The following is a 21,175-nucleotide window of genomic DNA, read 5'->3' as shown; positions in this document are numbered from 1 at the left end:
TATTTTCCACAAATTTCTTTTGATCATAACCGAACCAAGCAGCTTCCATAATGTCAGCCATGTCATCGATAAGAGCAAGTCTAGGGTTAGCAGGAGTACATTGATCTTCGAAAGCATCCATAGCTAATGTAGGAAGAGCGGCTTTAAATGCATCGTAATCAACACCATGATCTTTGAAACACATAGGAGTTCCAACACGTTTACCTAATTCAAACACAGCTTGAGCGTAAGATTCAACAGCTTCTTCTGGAGTATCAGCTTTAAGACCTAACATGCGAGCGATGTCTTGGAATCTTTCAGCAGCTTGATAGTGCTCGTATTTAGGCCAAAGAGCAACTTTACCTGGACGAGTACCATTGTAGCGAATTACGTAAGGTAGTAATGTAGCATTAGTTTCCCCGTGAACAGTGTGGAATTTACCACCAATTTTGTGAGCCATAGAGTGGCAGATACCTAAGAAAGCATTAGCAAAAGCCATACCAGCCAAGCAAGAAGCATTGTGCATTTTTTCACGGGCGTCTTTGTCAGCTTCTTTAACAGATTTTTCAAGATTTTCAAATACTAGTTTAATTGCTCTTAAAGCGATACCGTCAGTATAGTCGTTTGCTAAGATAGAGGTGTAAGCTTCAGTAGCATGAGTAAGAACGTCCATACCAGTAGCTGCAGTCGGTCTAGCTGGAACGGTTATAACCAAGTTAGGGTCAACAATAGCAACATTAGGAGTTAGTGCATAATCAGCTAACGGGTATTTTTTATCGTTTTCTTTATCAGAAATAACCGCAAAAGGTGTTACTTCACTACCTGTACCAGAAGTCGTTGCAACAGCAATGAATTTAGCTTTTTGACCAAGTTGCGGGAATTTTACAGTACGTTTTCTAATATCAGAGAATTTTAAAACTAACTCTTTAAAGTCGGCATCTGGTCTTTCATAGAATAACCACATAATTTTTGCAGCGTCCATTGGTGAACCACCACCAAGAGCAACGATTGCATTTGGTTTAAATGAATTCATAATTTCTAAACCACGTTCAACGGTCGTAATATCAGGGTTAGGTTCTACACCAGCAAATACTTCATATTGAACTTTATTTTGTCTACGGTTTAATTGATCGATGACTTTTGCTGCAAATCCAAGTTTAACCATAGATTCGTCAGTTATGATCATCACTCTTTCTAAACCCTCCATTTCGCTAAGATATCTTATAGCATTAGGCTCAAAATAAACTTTTGGTGGAATTTTATACCATTGAAGATTATTATTTCTTCGGCCAATCTGTTTAATATTAAGAAGGTTTATAGCACCGATATTACCGGAAACTGAGTTTCCACCATAACTACCACAACCAAGAGTTAATGATGGAATAAATGCGTTATACACATCCCCAATACCACCAAATGTAGATGGAGAATTCCATACAACACGGCAAGCTCTAACAACTTTACCGAATTCTTCAGCAACATCTTCATTTTGAGTGTGAATAGCGGCAGTATGCCCAAGACCGTTAAATTCAACCATTTGACGAGATTTTTCAATACCATCTTCAGTGCTGTTAGATTTAAGAACAGCAAGAACAGGAGAAAGTTTTTCACGAGTAAGAGGTTCGTTAACACCAACTTCTTTACATTCAGCAGCAAGAATCACAGTACCTTTAGGAACTTCAAAACCAGCAAGGCGAGCGATTTCTTCAGCAGGTTTACCAACGATAACAGAGTTTAGTTTAGCACCAGAACAATCTTTAGAGTTAGCTTCAACACCGAATAATAGTTTTTCTAATTTAGCTTTTTCAGTTTTGTTAACGAAGTGAACTCTGTGAGATTTCATAATTTTAATAAAGTCGCTGTATAGTTCTTTATCAACGATAGCAGCTTGTTCGCTGGCACAAATCATACCATTATCGAAAGCTTTACTTAAAACGATATCATTAACAGCTTGTTTAAGTTTAGCCTCTTTGTGAACATAAGCAGGTACGTTACCAGGTCCAACCCCAAGTGCAGGTTTACCACAAGAATATGCAGCTTTAACCATTGCGTTACCACCAGTAGCTAAGATAGTAGCTACGCCATCATGATTCATCAAAGCATGTGTTCCATCCATTGAAGGTTTTTCGATGAATTGAATACAGTTTTCAGGAGCACCAGCTTTAACAGCAGCATCACGAACTATGCGAGCAGCCTGTTTAGAACATTCATTAGCTGATGGGTGGAAACTGAAGATAATAGGGTTACGAGTTTTCAAACAGATTAAAGATTTAAAGACTGTAGTAGATGTAGGGTTAGTAGTAGGAACAATACCACAGATAACGCCTACAGGTTCGGCAATAGTAGTAATGCCATCTGAAAAATCTCTATCTATAATGCCCACTGTTTTCAAATCTCTCAGGTTATTGGTAATGTACTCACACGCATATAAATTTTTTATAGCTTTGTCTTCTACAATACCGCGACCAGTTTCCTCGATAGCGGCAACCGCTAGAGGACCATGAGCTTCAAGAGCTGCAACAGCTGCTGCTTGAACGATAGCATCTATTTTCTCTTGATCTTCTATTTTTTTAAATTTTTCCAATGCAGTTGTAGCATTTTTAACAAGAGTACTTACTTCTTCAAGAATAGGATTAATAATTTCTTTTTCTTTAACCATAATAACTTACCTCCCAAATATGTAAAATATTATTTGTATTAAAATTTAAGTAATTTTCTTTAATTAAAGATTTGTTTGCATTGGATGTCGACATTTTTCCTTGCACATTAAGTTTAACATATTAAAAATAAAAAAGTAACCAGTTAAAAAATTATGGAAAAAACATGTAAAATAAATAAATTATATCTAAAAAAAATGCTATACCATATGAAAAAGTTATAAAATTTATGTAAACATACAGTTTCAAAAGAAAAAGATAATACTGATATTAATTATATGAAGAGGACAACTGTATTATAAGAGAACAATACTATAACAAGTTCGAAGAATATTCAGTGCAATTATATTTTTAAATGTAGAAAAAAATAAATTTAAAAATATAGTCATGTATTTGAGAATCTATATCAATTACATTGTGGATATTATTTATTTTATCAGGTATATATTAAAAATATAAGGTAAATATTAAAAAAATTTATCTTGATTAATTAATGAATTTATAGATGAAATAAAAAAAAAATAATTAAAATATTATTCTTTGACAGTGTGTATTTTTTATGAAAAATTTCAAAATAAAAAGTTATATATTGATTTTTATTTCTATAATTGTTATAATAGTCGCTAGAGTAATTTTATTACTCCTTACTCTCTTAATTTTAACAGAGGGTCGCAAAGTCCAAAAGGAGGTAACAAACACATGAGAAAATATGAAGTAATGTTTGCTGTTCAACCACGTATTGATGAAGAAGCTAAAAAAGCAGTGGTTGATAGATTTGTAAATATTCTTTCAGAAGGTGCAGAAGCAGTGGAAGTTAAAGATTTAGGAAAAAAACGCCTAGCTTATGAAATCGAAGACTTCAGTGATGCTTACTACTATGTAGTAGAATTAACTTCAGAAACAGATGCGTCTACAAAAGAATTTGATCGTTTAGCAAAAATTAGCGATGATATTATTCGTCATATGGTCGTAAGATTAGAAAAATAAGGGGTGGTCTACTATGATTAATAACGTAGTATTAGTTGGAAGATTAACTAAAGATCCAGAGTTAAGATATTCTAGTTCAAATATACCTATGGTTTATTTTACAGTTGCTGTAAATAGAACATTCTCTGATCAAAATGGTCAAAGACAAGCTGATTTTATAGGTTGTGTTGCTTTTAGAAAACAAGCTGAAAATATGGCACGTTTCTTAGCAAGAGGTAGCTTAATCGGTGTTGAAGGTAGAATCCAAACTAGAAGTTATCAAGGGAAAGATGGGAATATGGTGTATGTGACCGAGGTGGTTGCTAATACTATTCAGTTCCTTGAACCTAAGTCTAGTACAAATAGACAAAATAATGGATTTGATTCTATGAGTTTTAATCAACAACAATCACAACAATTTAAAAATAATCAAGGTGCTAATTATTATAATAATATAAGCAACTCGTCTAATTCGAATCAACCACAGGCTAATTCAGCTATGCAAGATTTTATTAATGATAGTTCATCGTTTTCTGATTTTGGTGAAAATTTCCCAAGCAATTTAGATGATGACTTCATGCAGGATGTAGTGAATCCGTTTAAAGAAGATTAAAAATTACATAGGAGGAAATGTACAATGGCAGTAAATAATAATCGCCGTAACAATATGCGCCGTCGCAAAAAAGTATGTTATTTTACAAAAAATAACATTGAATTTATTGATTATAAAGATGTAGAGTTACTTAAAAAGTTTATTTCAGAACGTGGAAAAATCTTACCACGTCGTGTAACTGGTACTTCAGCTAAGTATCAAAGAATGTTAACTACAGCAATTAAAAGAGCTAGACATATGGCACTTTTACCATATGTAGTTGATGAAAAATAAGAATAAGTATTAAAAGATGAGCTTAGGCTTGTCTTTTTTTTGTGCTTTGATATAATAAAGTTACAATAAAAAGTCAAGGAGGGAGTATATGGAACTTAGAAAATTAGATGAAACAAAAGTTTTGCGTGACCCTGTTCATAGTTATATTCATATTAATTATGAGGTGGTTTGGAAATGTTTAGATAGTAAAGAATTTCAAAGGCTTCGCCGCATTAGGCAATTAGGGGGAGATTTCCAGGTTTATCCAAGTGCAGAACACTCAAGATTTTCTCATTCACTAGGTGTTTATGAAATTGTCCGAAGAATGGTAACAGAAATTAAATCTTTAAGTGTAGAACTTGATGAATACGAAAAAGTTTGTGTAATGCTCGCTGGTCTTTTACATGATATTGGACATGGTCCATTTTCACATGCATTTGAGCATATTACAGATTATAACCATGAAGAATATACTGCAAAAATTATTTTAGGAAATACAGAAGTAAATTCTATTTTGAGTGAAGTATATCCCAAACTGCCATATGATATAGTTAGCATAATTCAGCATACGCACAAAAACGATATTTTAAATCAAATCGTATCTGGACAGCTTGATGCTGATAGAATGGATTATCTTCTTCGAGATTCATATTTTTCAGCGACAAGTTATGGACAATTTGACCTTGAAAGAATTCTTAGAACTTTGCGAGTAAGAAAGTCGGAAGATGGAAAAAAATTTTTAGTGGTGAAATATACTGGAATTCATAGTGTAGAAGATTATATTATGGCTAGGTATCAAATGTATTGGCAAGTATATTTTCATCCAGTTGCTAGAAGTTATGAGGCTGTATTTATTCAACTATTCAGGCGATTGAAAGATCTATTTGAGATTGATAAAAGTTATTTTTTTGATATAAAGGTTCTTGTTCCATTTCTAGAAAAGAAAGTTGTAAGTGTAGATGAATATTTTAGATTGGATGAAAATTCATTGTTATACTGTTGTTCAGTAATTCAGGGGAAAGATGATATAGTAGCAGCTGATCTCGCATATAGATTACTTAACAGAAAATTGTTTGAGTATGTAGATTATAGTGAAGAAAGTTTGGCTCAGATAAAAAATATGTTAAAATTTAAAAAATTAGATGAAAGATATTATATAAAAATAGAAAATGTGGAAGCTAACGTATACAGTCCATACAAAGGAAGAAGAATATTGATAGAAAATTTAGATGGAAGTATTGTGGCATTGGAGAAGGCAAGTACAATAGTTGAAGCAATAACAAAAGGACAAGTAAAAAAAGAAGGGACAATATTTTTTCCAAAATAAAATTTTTTTGAAGGATTAAAAGTCTAAATTAGATTTTTAATCCTTTTTATTTTATAGTATAAAAAATTTATAATATTAAATTTGTCAGAAAATAATATTTTTTTTACAAACTATTGATTTTAGTTGTCAGAAATGTTATAATCAAAATTAAATTAAAATATTAATATTAAAGGAGAGATGTAAGATGTTTGAATTGGCAAATGTAGCAAGACCTGGGGTTAGTGAATATATTTCAGGGAGTGGAGCGTTATCTGCTCTCGATAATAGATTGGAAGGATTTAAATCTCCTTTAATAGTTACTGGAGAAAAATCTTATGTAGCATTTAAGAAGTTCTACAAAGGGAATCGAGAGTTTAGAGTGGCAAAATATGATGGGACAGCTTCTTATGAAGATATGAAAAGAATTGCTGATGAATATGGAGAGGATGTGGATTTAGTCGTTGGAGTCGGTGGTGGTCGTGTTCTTGATACCGCAAAGGGTGTAGCACAGTTTTTGAATAAAGAGTATGTAACTGTGCCAACTGTGATTGCAACGTGTGCGCCTTATGCACCTGTTGCAGCTGTATATCATCCAGATAAAACTTTTAGAGAAGTTGCATATTTTAAGCGAACAGCTTATGCTTGTATTGCAGATTTAGATTTACTTTTAGAATCACCAGAAGAATATTTTGTTGCGGGAATTGGAGATACCTTAGCAAAATGGTACGAAGCTGTTGTTCTAGTAGAAAGATTTAATAAATTTAATGATCCTTTTGTAAGAATGGGATTGGAGGCAGCGAAAATTACTAGAGATGTACTATTGAGAGATTCAAAGCAAGCATTAGAATCCATGAAAAAACAAGAAGTTACTGAAGAATTTAAAAATGCTGTTGATACTGTATTTGCAATTTCAGGGTGTGTAGGTTGTTTCGGAGTTCATTATGGAAGAATGGCAGGCGCACATGCTGTACACAACGGAATGAGTTTAGTAAAAGAAACTCATAAAGTATTGCATGGTACAAAAGTTTCATATGGAATTTTAGTTCAGTTATTAGCGGAAGGGAAAAAAGAAGAAGTAGAAAAATTAATTCCGTTCTATAAAGAAAATCATTTAGCATATAATTTAAAATGTGTTAATATTGTAGAAGATGTTGAAGAAAAAATTCAAAAAATTGCAAGTTTTGCTGCGAGTGACAAAGAAACTTTTAAATTAGCGGTAGATAATTGTATACCAGAAGTTGTTGCTGGAGCTATGAAAGAATTGGAAAATATGACAAATTAATTTAAGTATAAAAAATAATTTGTCAAACTTTAAAATAACCTCTTAAGCCTGGAAATGTTACAAAGAAAAATCTTTGAAACCCATAGCCTAGAGGTTATTTTTATAAGTTTATAGATTGTTTTTCAATACTGGTACTAACATATCATTTTTTATTTTGTAAGAAGTATTATTATCTAAAAGATAATTGACTATTTCGTAGCCAAAAAGGAGTGCGACTGCTGGACCTTGTGCAGTAATAACATTTTTATCAACAACAACAGCCTTCTCATTGTTATGAAATTTACAATCTATTTCTGACTCGAAACCTGGATAAGATGTTACTTCTTTATCGTAAGTGATACTAGCTGCACTTAGTACAATAGGTGCTGCACAAATTGCTGCAACCAGTTTGTTTGCTTCGTACATAACTTGATAAAAATCTATAATTTTTTTGTTATCACGAAGATTTGTAGCACCAGGTATACCACCAGGTATGACAATAGCGTCGTAGTATAAAATATTTTCGATATCATCTATTTTTTTATCTACGATAACTTTAACATTATGTGAGCTTATGATATAGTCCTTGTTATTTGCGGAAATTAGGTCCACTTCAAGTTCTGCACGACGCATAATATCAAGAGGTGCAATAAATTCCAACTCTTCACTTCCATCTTCTACAAATAAAGCAACTTTTTTTGTCATAGTAATAACCTCCTGTTAATCTCAACAATTTAGTTTTAAAATTAAATTGTTACATTTGAATATAATTTATTAAAAAGGCAACTACCTCCGGAAGATAGTTGCCAATACAAAAAGCATAATTATTATTTAGAAATTTCTAAAACTCCATATCCAGTGTCACGGCGTTTATAAACTACAGAAATTTCTCCAGTGTTACTATCTAAGAATGCGAAGAAATCATGTCCTAAAAGCTCCATTTCAAAGACAGCTTCATCTCTTGTCATAGCTTCAACTTTTAATTGTTTTACTTTACCAAAATCTAGTGAACTTTCTTCGAGACCCTCTAATTCGTTAGTAAGTATATTTTCTGTGATGAAGCCTTTTTCACGACCTTTTCTGTTGATTTTTGTTTTATGTTTTCGCATTTGACGTTCAAGTTTATCAACTGCTAAATCGACCGCTGCATAAAGGTCTTCATTAGTTTCTTCTGCACGAAGTGTTACACCTTTTAGTGGTACAGTAATTTCTATTTTTTTCTTATTATTTTTATATACTTTAGCGTTAGCATAAACGTTTGCTTCTAAACTGTCAGCAAAGTATTTTTCTAATTTAGAAACTTTACTTTCAACGTATTCTCTAATTGCTTGGGTAATTTCTAAATTCTCTCCTCGTACTTGATATCTTAACATTTTAAAGCACTCCTTTCATAAAGTAGAAAACTACTTTATAGGGTTTCCCCTCTATTTATACTCTTATTATATCATTTTCTAATAACGTTATCAATATAATATTATTAAAATTTTTTTGTTAAGAAATATTATAATTATTTGCTTTATAAAAATATTTTATTTATAATGAGAATAGGGATAAAAAGGGCAATATTAATGGTAATTAAGAAAGGTCGCTTAATTTTTAGTGTAGCACTTTTTAGAAGAATTCCGAGTTTTATTTTTTGGATGAGTAGCATAAAAGAAGAAAGGTAGGGGAGAATAATTATGAATATTTTTGAAACTAATCTTTTACAAATTTTATTAACAATATTTTTTGGTATCCCAATGCTTTTTTTAGCAATTAATTTTATTAGAAGAGGGCTATCAAAGGATGAAAAATAATTTTAGTTTACAAACTTGTATTTTTGACTTGGATTAATGTAATAATTTTAAGTTGAAGTACAAGTTTTTTTGTAGGGAGGGGAGAATTATTATGTTTTTTGAAAATTATTGTGAGTTTATTGAAGCAATATATTGTATTTATTATTCAAGGCTAAGTAAAAAAATGAAAAAAAAATCGTTATGAAAAGATTTATAATGATTATCTTAAATTTAATCAAAAAAATAAAGATTTTGAAGAAATATATAATGATTTAACTTCAGAGAAAGTTTGCTATAATCTTAAACAAGAAGATTTAGAATTTTTAAGAGTGTACAACGGTGTGCTTTTTTCTATAAAACAATTATTAAATTTTAAGATAAAAATTCATTATTTAGATTCTATTCCTTATGTTACAAAAGTATTTAGTGTTGAGGAAAGAGGTAATTTTTTTCACTGTCTTCAATGTGATAATAAAGAGCAAAATAAATTTTTTTCTTTTTTGTGTGATGACTTAATGATAACTTACTGCACACGTTGTATAGAATTTGGACGTTCTGATAATCGTCTTCCTAGGTTTCACATTAATTTTCCTATTACAAGTGCAAAAAAACCTCAAAGGCCAGCTGTTAATTTAAGTCCTATTCAAAAAGAAGCATCGGATAAAGTTTTTAAAAATTTTTTAATGCATAGTAATTCTTTAGTCTGGGCTGTTTGTGGGGCGGGGAAAACCGAAATTGTTTATAATTTGATTTATAATTCTATTATTCTTAATAAAAAAATTTGTTTAGCAATTCCAAGAAAGGATGTTGTAAAAGAATTATTTTTACGTTTTAGTAGAGACTTTGGTGATTTCCCTATAAATATTTTACATGGTGATGAAAAAACTTTGGTTGATTCCCCTTTTTATATAATGACAACACATCAACTTATTAAGTACTATAACTATTTTGATTTGATAATTATTGACGAAGTTGATGCTTTTCCATACTATGGTGATGAACTTTTGGAAGAAGGAACTTTAACGAGTTTAACGAGAAAAGGTTCATTAGTTTTTTTATCAGCTACACCTTCTAAAAAAATAAAAAATTTTGTCAATGAGATTATAAAAATTCCAATTAGGTATCATAGATATTTATTGCCAATTCCAAAAATAAAAATAGAAAAAGATGAAATTTTTACTTTTGAAAAGAATTCGAAATACATAGAAAAATTCGTGTTAACTGCACTAATTAATAAAAGACGTGTTTTAATTTTTGTTCCAGCGATAACTATGTGTGAAAAAGCAAAATATTATTTAGAAAAAATATTAAATAATAAAGATATAGTTATTGATTTTGTTTATAGCGAAGATAAAAAAAGAGCAGAAAAAATAGAAAAATTTTATAATAAAAAAATAAATATACTTGTTACCACAACGATATTAGAGCGTGGTGTAACATTTGATTTCCTTGATATTCTCGTATTTGATGCTAGTCATAGTCATTTTACCAAAGAAGCATTAATTCAGATAGCAGGGAGAGTAGGACGAAAAGATTACGATTATTCTGGAGAAATCATATTTTTAGCGAATAAGATAAATAAAAATATGAAAGCTGCTATTAAAGAAATTAGATATATGAATAATTTAGCAAAATATAGAAAGTTGAATAGGGAGTAAATTATGAAATGTGAATTTTGTAGAGATAATATTAAGGAAGTTTTATCGTTTGAAAATATTTTTTCTAAAAAAGAAAAATTAATTTTATGTAATAATTGTAAAAAATATCTAGATATAAATATAATAACTGTTGGGGAATATGAATTATATTATTTTTGTGATTATGAATTTGTAAAAGAAATTATTTATAAAATAAAATATTTCGGAGATGTTCAATCTGCTATAAAATTTAAAATATTATTTAATAAGTTTTTTGAACTTTATAATTTTGATTTGGTTACGATAGTACCATCAAATAATACTAGAAAATATATTAGAGGATTTAACCATATAGAAGAAATTTGTAAGTTATGTGACGTGAAATTCGAAAGTACTTTGGCTTGTGATTATAGAGAAAAACAATCAAAATTACATAAAAAAAGAACAATTCATAATTTTGAGGTTTTAACTGAATTTAAGCAAAATAGTAAAGAATTTAAAAATATTTTAATAATGGATGATATCTTTACAAGTGGGAATACGCTTGTGAGTTGTGCAAAAAAGTTAGAACAATATTTGCCAAATTTAAAAATTAGCTTTTTGACTTTAGCAAAATCTGGCGAAAAAATGGATAAGAAAGAAGGGTGAATTTTGGGTTGATATAAAAAGCCAAAAGTTCACTAATGTAAATTAGATATATAGGCTTATTCATTTTAAATTGATTTCATAGAAACATTTTAGAAATTTAAATACAGAGAAGATTTACTAATTTGTTCGTTCTTTAATACAAATTATTTTTTAAAAATTTCTTTTGTAGAATTTTATACAAATTTTCGTCCTTATAGTTATAAAATCTAGCAGTATAAGTTTGCATGATGTGATTTAAAAAATCTATTTTTAATAAAATTGCAATTTTTTAGCTATTTATCTACTTATAAAATTTAGTTAGGAAGAAATTTAAAATTTTTGGCTGTCGTAATTAAAGTTTTGTGGTATAATTTACTAGTTGAATAAATTAGTTAGGAGATGATTAAAACAAAAATTATATTTTCTTTAATAATGATAGTATTTATATTAATACTTGTATTATTTTTATCAAAAAAGTTTGAATTAAAAAGAGACCAAAAAATTATTTTTTGGATATTAGTTTTATTTTGGTCGGCAATTAGTATTATAAGGGCCTATAGAAAATTATATGCTATAACGCCTATAGAGCAAGGAGGATTGGCATTAACACCGTTGCTTGCTGCACAGATAGCAGCGGGGTACGGACTTATGAGTTTAATAGTAAGGTTGCCTATGTTTTTAGCAAGTGATATTTTTAAAAGGCGTAAGATTTTTGTTCAAATTTCATTGTTTTTATTAATTACGACTTCATTTTTAGTTGCTTTTAATGGTAATTATATTACGCTTTATTTATCATCATTATCATTAGGTATTAGTGCAACTATGTTAGCGTTATTTAATGTTATTTTTTCAGAAACTTTTTCTAAGGATAAAGCGGCAGTTTCTGTTTCGATTTTATCAGTAGCCCCACTACTTGCAGAATTTATAGCTGCTCCTGTGCAATATTTGCTAACAATGGATACGTATAAACATTTTAATTATATGTGGATAGTGTCAGGAGTGATTGCATTAGTTACTTTTATTTTAACATTTATGATGAAAGATTATCGTCCAGTTGATAGTAACTTTTCTTTTAGCAAAGTGAAAGTAGTGTTGAAACATAAGAGTTTTATTTATATTTGTATAATGGCATTATTGTTATCATTTATAAAGTTTTCGACAAGTGGAGCTAATATGATTGCTTATGGAAAAACTGAACTTAATATGTCCCCATTAATGCTTGCATATATTGATGCGGTATTCGCAGTTCCTCAATTAGTCTCAGGAGTATTAGTAGGAGTTTATTTTACTAGAAAATGGGGGATTCAAAAGACTTTATTATTTTTATTTGGTTGCTCCTTAGCATTTTACATCATAGCATTATACGTTAGCAATCCTTATATTATATATTTTAGTTATATATTAAACGGTCTTGGATATGGTGGAGCATATAATGTTTTAATTGCTCTTGCAATGCAATACTTTGATAGAGAATATAGAAATATAAGTATGGGAATTTATCAAGCATTCTTCGCATTAGGAATTTACTATGGAGATTATATTTATGTTTGGATAGCAAGACATGTAAGAGATGGAATATTTGGATTTAATCAGAGTAGATCAATTTTCTTAATAGTAATTTTTATAACTTTAGTGAGTATGTTAATGATAAAATTCAAAGTAAAGGACAAATAAAAAAATAGAGGAGAATGAAATTTTCGTCTCCTCTATTTTTATTTTAGGAAAATATGTGTATTTAATATAAATACTTTTAATTAGCGAGTTATCTTAAATTTAAAATTTATCAATTAAAATTATGATAAGCCAATATAACCCTTGACAAGATCTAAAATTTTAGAAGAAAATGAAATCTAAGGGGATTAAATTTTATATTAAAAGAATTTTCTGAATATTGTTAAAAAAGTATTGACACTTTTTTCAAGAAGTGGTAAACTTTTTGTAACGAAAAAACGAGAGGAAAAACTGTTATGCTGACATCAATATTAACTAATATTCAATTAAATAGTTATTACTACAGCTACTATTAGAGGGTGTTTGTACTTGTTCTTGTAGGTACAAACAAAGTTTGTATCTATGGGGGCTGTAGAGTTTGGTGTTGTCCGCATAGAGAAAAATATTCTAAGCGGGCTAGCAGTTTTATAAGATAAAACTAATATAAATTTTTCAAGGAAAGTAAGAATTTATATTGAGCATTATAAACCGTTTAGGATATTTTCTAAACGGTTTTTTTCTTTTTAAAATTTAATATAAGGAGGGGGAAAATCATGAGATTTTCAAAGTTAAAATTAATTTTTACAATAAGTTTATTGGTATTAAGTGGGTGTAGTGCGAAATCTACACAAAAAGAAGGTGAAATTAAGATTGGGGTTTTGCAATATGCTGAACATGCGGCACTAGCTAGTGCACACGAAGGATTCATTGAGGCGTTAGATGAAGAAGGATATTCACAAGATAAAGTAACTTTTGATATTCAAAATGCAATGGGGGATCAGAGTAATCTTCAGACTATCGCAGAAAAATTATCTAATAAAAATGATTTGAATTTTGTTGTTGCTACTCCAGCAGCACAAGCTATGATAAATATTGATAAAAAAACACCAACTATTTTTACTGCAGTAACAGATCCAGTTGCAGCATCACTTTTAACAAATCTGGAAAAACCAGAAGGAAATATTACGGGGACAATAGATTTGACGCCAGTTGATAAACAGATACAAAAGTTATTAAAAATAGTTCCAAATGGAAAAAAAGTGGGAGTATTCTACAATTCTAGTGAAGTGAATTCTGAAACACAGGCAAAAGAGGCGAAGATTGAATTAGAAAAAGTAGGAATAACAGTTGTCGAAAAAACAGTAACTTCTACAAATGAAGTTCAGCAAGTAATTACTTCGCTTGCAAATGAAGTAGATGCGATTTATTTTCCAACAGATACTACAGTGGCATCAACGATCTCAACGATAGGAGAAGTATTGGAAAATAAAAAAATTCCCGCTTTAGGAGGAGATAAGGCGGTACTTGGAGGTATGTTAGTTACTTATGGTGTGGATTATAAAGAAATAGGACGTCAAGCAGGAAAACAAGCAGTACAAATTTTAAAAGGGAAAAAAGTATTTGAAGTACCAGTGGAAAAACCTAAAAAATTAGCGGTGGATATAAATGAAGAAATGGCACGAGAGTTAAGTTTAAATGTAGATGATTTGAAAAAAATATTAGAAGATTAGTAAGGAGAAGAGTATGGAAATATTATTATCGAGTGTGTCGCAGGGATTATTATGGTCTATTATGGCAATTGGAGTCTACATAACTTTTAGATTATTGGATATTCCAGATTTAACAGCAGAAGGTAGTTTTCCATTAGGAGCGGCAATTTGTGCTATTGGTTTAGTAAATGATTTATCTCCAATACTTGCCACTTTGTTAGGAATGATTGGAGGAATGATAATTGGAGTAGTATCAGGAGTTCTACATACAAAAATGAAAATTCCAGCATTGCTAACAGGTATTATAACTCTTACAGCACTTTATTCAATAAACTTAAAAATTTTGGGAAGAGCTAATATAGCACTGTTGAAAGAAAAAACATTGGTAACTAATTTACAAAATTTTGGATTCGAAAAAACTTATGCAGTTATAATCTTAGGTATAATTTTTAATTTTATCATAATAGTTTTTCTAACTTTATTTTTAAAAACGGAGATTGGTTTAGCACTTTTATCAACAGGAAATAATATAAATATGAGTGCATCTAATGGAATTCGTGTGGATAATATGAAAATTTTAGGATATATGTTGAGTAATGGATTTATTGCTTTATCAGGTGCACTTCTTACTCAAAATAATGGATTTGCAGATTTAAATATGGGAGTTGGAACTATTGTAATTGGTCTTGCTTCCATTATAGTAGCGGAGGTTGTAATAAAAAATATTAGTTTAGGAAAGCGACTTGCTTCTATTATAGTAGGTTCGATTATTTATCGTTTAATTATTTCTTTAGTTTTGGAGATTCCAGGAATGGATACGCAGCTTGTAAAACTTTTTTCAGCGATTATTTTAGCGATTATTTTATTTATTCCTGAATTTGAAAAAAAATTGCCAAAAAGAATTAGGAGGTAAATTATGGGGTTAACTTTAAGAAATATAAATAAAATATTTGAGAAAGGAACAATTAATGAAAATTATGTTTTACGTGATTTTTCATTGAATATAGATGAAGGAGATTTTGTTTCTATTATAGGAGGTAACGGGGCAGGTAAAACTACTTTGATGAATATTATCGCAGGAGTTTTAACAACTGATGATGGAAATATTTTATTAGATGATGTTGATATTACTAAGGATGATGTAGCAAAACGTTCAAAAAGTATTGCAAGAGTTTTTCAAGATCCCAAAATGGGAACCGCTACAAGAATGACGATTGAACAAAATATGGCAGTAGCATTAAAAAGGGGAAAAAGAAGAAATATTGGTTTTGCCGTAAAAAAAGAAGACAGAAAAATATATAAAAAAATATTAGAGGAGCTAGATTTAGGTTTAGAAAAAAAGTTAAAAGTGGGTGTTGGATATTTATCAGGAGGGCAAAGACAAGCACTGACTTTAGTTATGGCAACATTAGTAAAGCCTAAAATTTTATTGTTGGATGAGCATACAGCAGCATTGGATCCGAAAACTAGTGGTATGGTTATGGATTTAACCAAAAAGATTGTGGAAAAAGATAATTTGACAACAATTATGATAACTCATAATATGGAACATGCTATAAAATATGGAAATAGACTTGTAATGCTTCATCAAGGGCGTATTGTGGTAGATATAAAGGGAGAAGAAAAAGAAAATTTATCAGTAGAAAAATTGATGGAATTATTTAAGAAAAATAGTGGAACTAATGCGGTAAGTGATGAATTGATATTAGTGTAAAACATTAAAACATATTTAACAACAAAGTTAAATATGTTTTTTATTAATTATTGAAAATTGCAATAATTAAAAAGGATATTTCTTGTTTGTATAAATAATTAATAATCACTGTATATTTACAATATTTATAATTTTATTTTCCTTTAAAAATATTGTGAAATTTGATATAATAGATAGGATATAGGACAAGGGAAATAGATAGGATATAGGACAAGGGAAGAGGTATTTTTACTCACCAAGTTCTTAATAAAATATAAAAAGGAGTGTTAAATTGGACGATAACATTTCACGAAAAATAAAAGAAGAATTAGAAAGGTTACTTACTAATAAATTTTTCTTTAGAGAACCTAGTAATAATAAGGTAGTTGCTTATGCTGTAAGTTTTATACTCTCAGTTGTACTAGGTGCACTATGTCATGTTGAAATAATTGCAGCCTTTTTATCAGTTTTTCCACTTACATATGTTCTTGGAGCAAAAGGTGAGAAGGTCTATATACCCTTAGTAATTATAGGAGCATTAATATTATTGTTTTTATCAACACCACACATGTTGTTTTGGTTTGTAATGCATATGTTGCTCTCTTATATAATGTATCAAATAATAGTAACACGAAATTCTAAAATAGTTATGGTTATGTCAGTTTCAACTTTTTTATTTTTAGGGTTAGGAATTTATTTAGTATTATTAATAAAATATGGGGTTATAAGTATTAATAAAGATAGAATTTTAGAACTAATTAATAGTAATATAGATGCTATACTTGCGACTAATCAAGGTATAGATAAGAATTTATTGTTATCAAATTTTGAGAATTTGCAAAAAACTTTTCCAGTTACGATTTTTATATTTATATTAATTTATAGTTTAGGGTTGGTGCAATATACACTTTCTATGCTTTCAAAAGAGTATATTATAATTCCGACGTTTCCTAAGTTTAGTAGAGTGATGTTGAGTACGAGAGCAGGATATATATATATAGGTTTCACTTTAATAGAGTTACTTTTAAGAATACAATTAGGAGAAAACTCATACAACTTTTGGTATATATTGGTTCAAAATGCTACAAGTATTTTAGCATTAGTATTTATTTTGAACGGATTATTTACAGCATTTTTCTTTTTAGAAGAAAAGAGCTCTTCTAAGGGTTCAAAAATTTTATTGGTGATACTTATGTTTTTGGTGAGCTCGTTGTTTGAATTGATAGGTTTTGTTGATAGTTTATTTAAACTTAGAGAAAGTTACATAATTATGAGGAAAGGAAGATAGTATGGGTATAGAGAGAAAATATGAATTGACTATTTTAGCGATATTTATATTAGGTGCCATTTTGATAGGTGTATCTAGTGTAGTGAGTTTGGTAGTATACTTAGTAGTAGGGATTTTTATGCTCATTCCTTTTTATTACCATAAAAAGAACGTTTCAGAGCAAACTGTAAGGTATATTAATAAACTAACCAATCGTATAAAAGATTCTACGGAAAAAGGGATCAATAAATTTCCAATTGGTATAGTAGTTGTAGATGAAAATAAAAATATAGAATGGGCAAATAATTTTATTTATAAAAATATTAAAGTTGAAGATATAAAGGGTGTTAATATTTTAAAATTGATGCCAGAGTTAGAAAAATTATTTGATGTTGAAACGCCTGTTGATAATCAATTTGAAATTTTTGGTAAACATTATAAAGTTAATTATCAAAAAGATAGTGGCTATATTTATTTCTTTGATATAACTGAAACAAAGGTTGTGATGCAAAGGTTTCGGGATACAAGACCAATTATCTTAAATTTAAGTTTAGATAATTATGAAGATGTTTATGATTCCCTTGATGATGAGGTAGCCAGCAGATTAGATGCAAATATTGTTGTTACATTAACAGAATGGGCCAAGAAAAATAGTATTTATCTAAAAAGAATAGATGAAGATAGGTTTATAGGTCTTTTAAATGTAAAAGATTTAAAAAAAATAGAGAAGGATAAGTTCCAAATTTTAGATTCAATAAGAAATTTAAAAGAAGATTTTGATGCACCAATTACTTTGAGTATAGGAGTAGGAATGGGGACGGATTTTCTTCCTGAGTTAGGAGAACTTGCTAAAAGTTCATTAGATCTTGCTTTAGGACGTGGAGGAGATCAAGTTGCTATGAAGGACGTTGATGGAACTATAAAATTCTATGGAGGAAAAACAAATCCTCAAGAAAAGAGAACACGTATAAAAGCAAGAGTAGTTTCGAATGCATTGGCTGATATAGTAAATGATAGTGATAAAATTATCGTTATGGGGCATAAACGTCCTGATTTTGATGCTATAGGTGCTTGTATAGGTATATGTACATTTTCAAAGATAATTGGAAAGGAATGTTATATAATTTTAAATGAAAGTGATCAAGATGAAACTATAAGAAAAATTATGTTGGAGATAGAAAATACAGATGATTTGCTATCAAAAGTATTTGTTACTAGTGATGAAGCCTGGGAGCTTATGACACCACAAACGACATTAATAGTAGTTGATACTTCTGATGCGTCACGTGTTATAGATGTAGCTATTTTATCAAAAGCTAATAAAAAAGTTATTATTGATCATCATAGACGTGGTGAGGATATAATTACAAATCCATTACTAACATATATAGAACCATATGCTTCATCAGCTTCTGAACTTATAGCTGAATTAATAGAGTATCAAACTAAGATTGAAAAAATCACTCCGTTAGCAGCTACAGTTATGTTAGGTGGTATTGTGGTGGATACTCAAAACTTTTCTATAAGAACTGGTTCTAGAACTTTTGATGCAGCGGCATATTTGAGAAGTAATGGGGCAGATCCAACTAAAGTAAAAACTATATTGAAAGAACCTATTGAAAACTTCATGAATAGAGTAGAAATTATTAATAATTCTATTCAAAAAACTGATGAGATAATAATTGCATGTGCTCCAAAAAACAAAATGTATACAAATGTTATGTTGGCACAGAGTGCAGATTTACTTTTAACGCTTAAGGGAATAGAGTGTAGTTTTACAATTGGGTATTTAGCAGAAGATAAAGTTGGCATTTCAGCAAGATCTTTAGGAAGTATGAATGTTCAATTAGTTATGGAAGAACTTGGAGGTGGAGGACACCTTGCTAATGCTGCGACACAGATAGAAGGAATAGACTTAGATGAAGCAGTAGTTCGTTTAAATAAAGCTATTGATAAAGTTTTGATACAGCAATAATGATTTTAATTTCAGATTTTATGACAATTTGGAATGTCAAAATAGAGTTTGGATTTACAATTTATTGAAAGTTATAAAGATAATATATTGAAGAAAAAGGAGTTTTTAGTGATGAAAGTTATTTTTTTAGAAGATGTAAAAGGAAAAGGTAAAAAAGGAGAAGTTAAAGAAATTGCTGATGGGTATGCAAAATTTTTATTAACTAATAAAAAAGCCGTTGCAGCAAATAATGCTAATATGGCAGCTTTGAAAGGTCAACAAAAAAGAGTGGAAAAAGATAAACAAGAAGAGTTAGTTCAAGCTAATTTGTTGGCGAAACAACTTGAGGGGATAGAAGTGAAAATTTCTGTTAAGGCAGGAGAAGGAGGTAGATTATTTGGTTCTGTTTCTTCTAAACAGATTGTTGATGAGTTGAAAAAGCAACATGATTTGAAAGTTGATAAGAAAAAAATAGATCTGCCACAAGGTATTCAATCTTTAGGATATACAAATGTAAAGATTAAGTTACACAATGAAGTACAAGGAACTATTAAAGTTCATGTGGTGGAAAAAAATTAAAGATAATGTAGAGGTGGGAGTATGAGATATCATATAGATTCTGTTATTATGGCAGAACAATCTCTTCTTGGTGCTCTTATGCAAGAGCCTGAAAAGTTAGTAGAAGTAAAAGCGACTGTTGATGTTGAGGATTTTTATGATGGGCGAAATAAGGATATTTATAGTGCTATTTTACGCTTAGACGAAGCGCAAATAATACCAGATACCACTACTATATTTGAAGAAATAAATGGTAGTGGGGCATTCAGAAATGTGGATGCCTCATTATACATAGTGGATATTTACGATATAACACCAGGTTCTCGTAATATAATGCATTATGCCAATCTTGTTAAACGTTATTCTATTTATCGTGAAATAAGAGCTGCTCTTTTGAGTAGTACAGAAGAAATGAACGAGGGGAATGCAGATATAGATTCTCTAACTTCAACTTTGTTTGATCAAGTAGAACGTGCTATGGAAAGAGCTAAAACATCACATTTCAAAAATATGAAAGATGTAACTGATGAAGTATTCAAAGAAATTTTGGCAAGAATGTCAGGAGAGGGACAAAATATTGCTACACCAACGGGATTCAGTACATTAGATCAGTTGGTAGGACTTGGGAAAGGTGATTTAGTTATTTTAGCTGCACGACCATCTATGGGGAAAACTGCATTTGCATTAAATATTGCATTAAATATCGCTGGAAAAAATCATCGTTCAGAAGAAGAGAAGAAAACTGTGGCACTATTTTCATTAGAAATGGGGGCAGATCAACTTGTTTCTAGGATGATTTGTAGTGAAGGTATGATAGACTCTGATAAAATTAAAAAAGGGAATCTTGATAAAGATGATTTATTTAAATTAGAAACTGCAGTCCATTTTTTAAACCAAAAGAATATTTTTATAGAAGATAGTGCATTTATTAAGGTAAATGAAGTTAAGGCAAAATGCAAGCTATTAAAAAATGAGCATGGACTAGACTTAGTTGTTATTGATTATTTACAGTTACTTCAAGGTAGTAAAAGAACTGATAATCGTCAACAAGAAGTATCGGAAATTTCAAGAAGTTTAAAGCAGATGGCAAGAGAATTGGAATGTCCAGTTATTGCACTTTCTCAATTATCACGTAGCGTAGAAGCAAGGCAAGATAAACGTCCTATGATGAGTGATCTTAGAGAATCTGGGAGTATTGAGCAAGATGCAGATATAGTTTCATTTCTGTATAGAGGAGACTATTATAGGAGAGAGGATGCAGACGAGGATGAAATTCAGGAAACTAGTGATGTATCAACAGTGGAAGTAATAGTTGCCAAAAACAGAAATGGTCAAACAGGTACAGCTGAGTTGGCATTTATGAAACGATACAACAAATTTGTTGCCAAAAGTTATCATGAATAAAACATAAAAGCAGTATCGGGGATGGT

Annotated in this window: 18 protein-coding genes; 15 read left to right on the top strand and 3 right to left on the bottom strand. The window is 29.9% G+C overall.

Going from position 1 to position 21,175, the window contains the following annotated elements; genetic code table 11:
* A partial coding sequence (gene adhE / locus H612_RS0101870) for a bifunctional acetaldehyde-CoA/alcohol dehydrogenase (protein WP_027129920.1) occupies positions 1-2,638 on the bottom strand: 2,638 nt, incomplete at its 3' end.
* A gap of 697 nt (positions 2,639-3,335) precedes the next feature.
* Between adhE and rpsF the strand changes: the two genes are divergently transcribed.
* The 5 genes from rpsF to H612_RS0101845 all read left to right on the top strand — a co-directional run bounded on the left by rpsF (position 3,336) and on the right by H612_RS0101845 (position 7,055).
* Positions 3,336-3,623, top strand: coding sequence for a 30S ribosomal protein S6 (rpsF, locus tag H612_RS0101865; RefSeq protein WP_027129919.1), 288 nt, complete (start codon positions 3,336-3,338; stop codon positions 3,621-3,623).
* Between the two features lie 13 nt (positions 3,624-3,636).
* Positions 3,637-4,215, top strand: coding sequence for a single-stranded DNA-binding protein (locus tag H612_RS0101860; RefSeq protein WP_027129918.1), 579 nt, complete (start codon positions 3,637-3,639; stop codon positions 4,213-4,215).
* A 24-nt stretch (positions 4,216-4,239) separates the two neighbouring features.
* Positions 4,240-4,488 carry a 30S ribosomal protein S18 gene (gene rpsR / locus H612_RS0101855; RefSeq protein ID WP_021752292.1) on the top strand — a complete coding sequence of 83 codons (249 nt, stop codon included), beginning with the start codon at positions 4,240-4,242 and terminating at the stop codon, positions 4,486-4,488.
* A gap of 88 nt (positions 4,489-4,576) precedes the next feature.
* Positions 4,577-5,794 (top strand): HD domain-containing protein, encoded by a 1,218-nt coding sequence (locus H612_RS0101850; protein ID WP_027129917.1) that lies wholly within the window; start codon positions 4,577-4,579, stop codon positions 5,792-5,794.
* Positions 5,795-5,978: 184 nt separating this feature from the next.
* Positions 5,979-7,055 carry an iron-containing alcohol dehydrogenase family protein gene (locus H612_RS0101845; protein WP_027129916.1) on the top strand — a complete coding sequence of 359 codons (1,077 nt, stop codon included), beginning with the start codon at positions 5,979-5,981 and terminating at the stop codon, positions 7,053-7,055.
* Between the two features lie 108 nt (positions 7,056-7,163).
* Here the strand turns inward: H612_RS0101845 and H612_RS0101840 are convergent, their stop codons facing one another.
* Both H612_RS0101840 and hpf read right to left on the bottom strand, forming a co-directional pair.
* Positions 7,164-7,739, bottom strand: a complete 576-nt coding sequence (locus H612_RS0101840) for a DJ-1 family glyoxalase III (protein WP_027129915.1) — start codon at positions 7,737-7,739, stop codon at positions 7,164-7,166.
* 122 nt (positions 7,740-7,861) lie between these two features.
* Entirely contained in the window at positions 7,862-8,407 is a 546-nt protein-coding gene (gene hpf, locus H612_RS0101835) for a ribosome hibernation-promoting factor, HPF/YfiA family (RefSeq protein WP_027129914.1), read from the bottom strand.
* Positions 8,408-9,324: 917 nt separating this feature from the next.
* On the opposite strand from hpf, the gene H612_RS08915 reads away from it, so the two are divergent.
* The 10 genes from H612_RS08915 (at position 9,325) to dnaB (ending at position 21,149) form a co-directional block, all read left to right on the top strand.
* Complete coding sequence (locus H612_RS08915) at positions 9,325-10,467, top strand: DEAD/DEAH box helicase (RefSeq protein ID WP_245570434.1); 1,143 nt, start codon at positions 9,325-9,327, stop codon at positions 10,465-10,467.
* A 3-nt stretch (positions 10,468-10,470) separates the two neighbouring features.
* Positions 10,471-11,094 carry a ComF family protein gene (locus H612_RS0101820; protein ID WP_027129913.1) on the top strand — a complete coding sequence of 208 codons (624 nt, stop codon included), beginning with the start codon at positions 10,471-10,473 and terminating at the stop codon, positions 11,092-11,094.
* Between the two features lie 411 nt (positions 11,095-11,505).
* Positions 11,506-12,747: an MFS transporter gene (locus H612_RS0101815; RefSeq protein ID WP_245570433.1), complete on the top strand. Its 1,242-nt coding sequence runs from the start codon at positions 11,506-11,508 to the stop codon at positions 12,745-12,747.
* Between the two features lie 590 nt (positions 12,748-13,337).
* Entirely contained in the window at positions 13,338-14,294 is a 957-nt protein-coding gene (locus tag H612_RS0101810; protein ID WP_027129911.1) for an ABC transporter substrate-binding protein, read from the top strand.
* A gap of 13 nt (positions 14,295-14,307) precedes the next feature.
* Positions 14,308-15,186 carry an ABC transporter permease gene (locus tag H612_RS0101805; RefSeq protein WP_027129910.1) on the top strand — a complete coding sequence of 293 codons (879 nt, stop codon included), beginning with the start codon at positions 14,308-14,310 and terminating at the stop codon, positions 15,184-15,186.
* Between the two features lie 3 nt (positions 15,187-15,189).
* The gene (locus H612_RS0101800; protein ID WP_027129909.1) at positions 15,190-15,987 is read left to right on the top strand and encodes an ABC transporter ATP-binding protein; all 798 of its coding nucleotides are present in this window, start codon (positions 15,190-15,192) and stop codon (positions 15,985-15,987) included.
* Between the two features lie 271 nt (positions 15,988-16,258).
* Positions 16,259-17,254 carry a DUF2232 domain-containing protein gene (locus H612_RS0101795; protein WP_027129908.1) on the top strand — a complete coding sequence of 332 codons (996 nt, stop codon included), beginning with the start codon at positions 16,259-16,261 and terminating at the stop codon, positions 17,252-17,254.
* Between the two features lies 1 nt (position 17,255).
* Positions 17,256-19,208 carry a DHH family phosphoesterase gene (locus H612_RS0101790; protein WP_051210088.1) on the top strand — a complete coding sequence of 651 codons (1,953 nt, stop codon included), beginning with the start codon at positions 17,256-17,258 and terminating at the stop codon, positions 19,206-19,208.
* A 111-nt stretch (positions 19,209-19,319) separates the two neighbouring features.
* Positions 19,320-19,766, top strand: coding sequence for a 50S ribosomal protein L9 (gene rplI, locus H612_RS0101785; protein WP_027129906.1), 447 nt, complete (start codon positions 19,320-19,322; stop codon positions 19,764-19,766).
* 21 nt (positions 19,767-19,787) lie between these two features.
* Positions 19,788-21,149: a replicative DNA helicase gene (gene dnaB / locus H612_RS0101780; RefSeq protein ID WP_027129905.1), complete on the top strand. Its 1,362-nt coding sequence runs from the start codon at positions 19,788-19,790 to the stop codon at positions 21,147-21,149.
* Positions 21,150-21,175 lie beyond the last annotated feature (26 nt).

Origin of the sequence: Gemella cuniculi DSM 15828 (assembly GCF_000425665.1) — a bacterium.
GTDB classification, from domain to species: Bacteria; Bacillota; Bacilli; order Staphylococcales; family Gemellaceae; genus Gemella; species Gemella cuniculi.
Note: the sequence above shows the minus strand (reverse complement) of the source record. Positions and strands in the feature narration are given on the sequence as shown.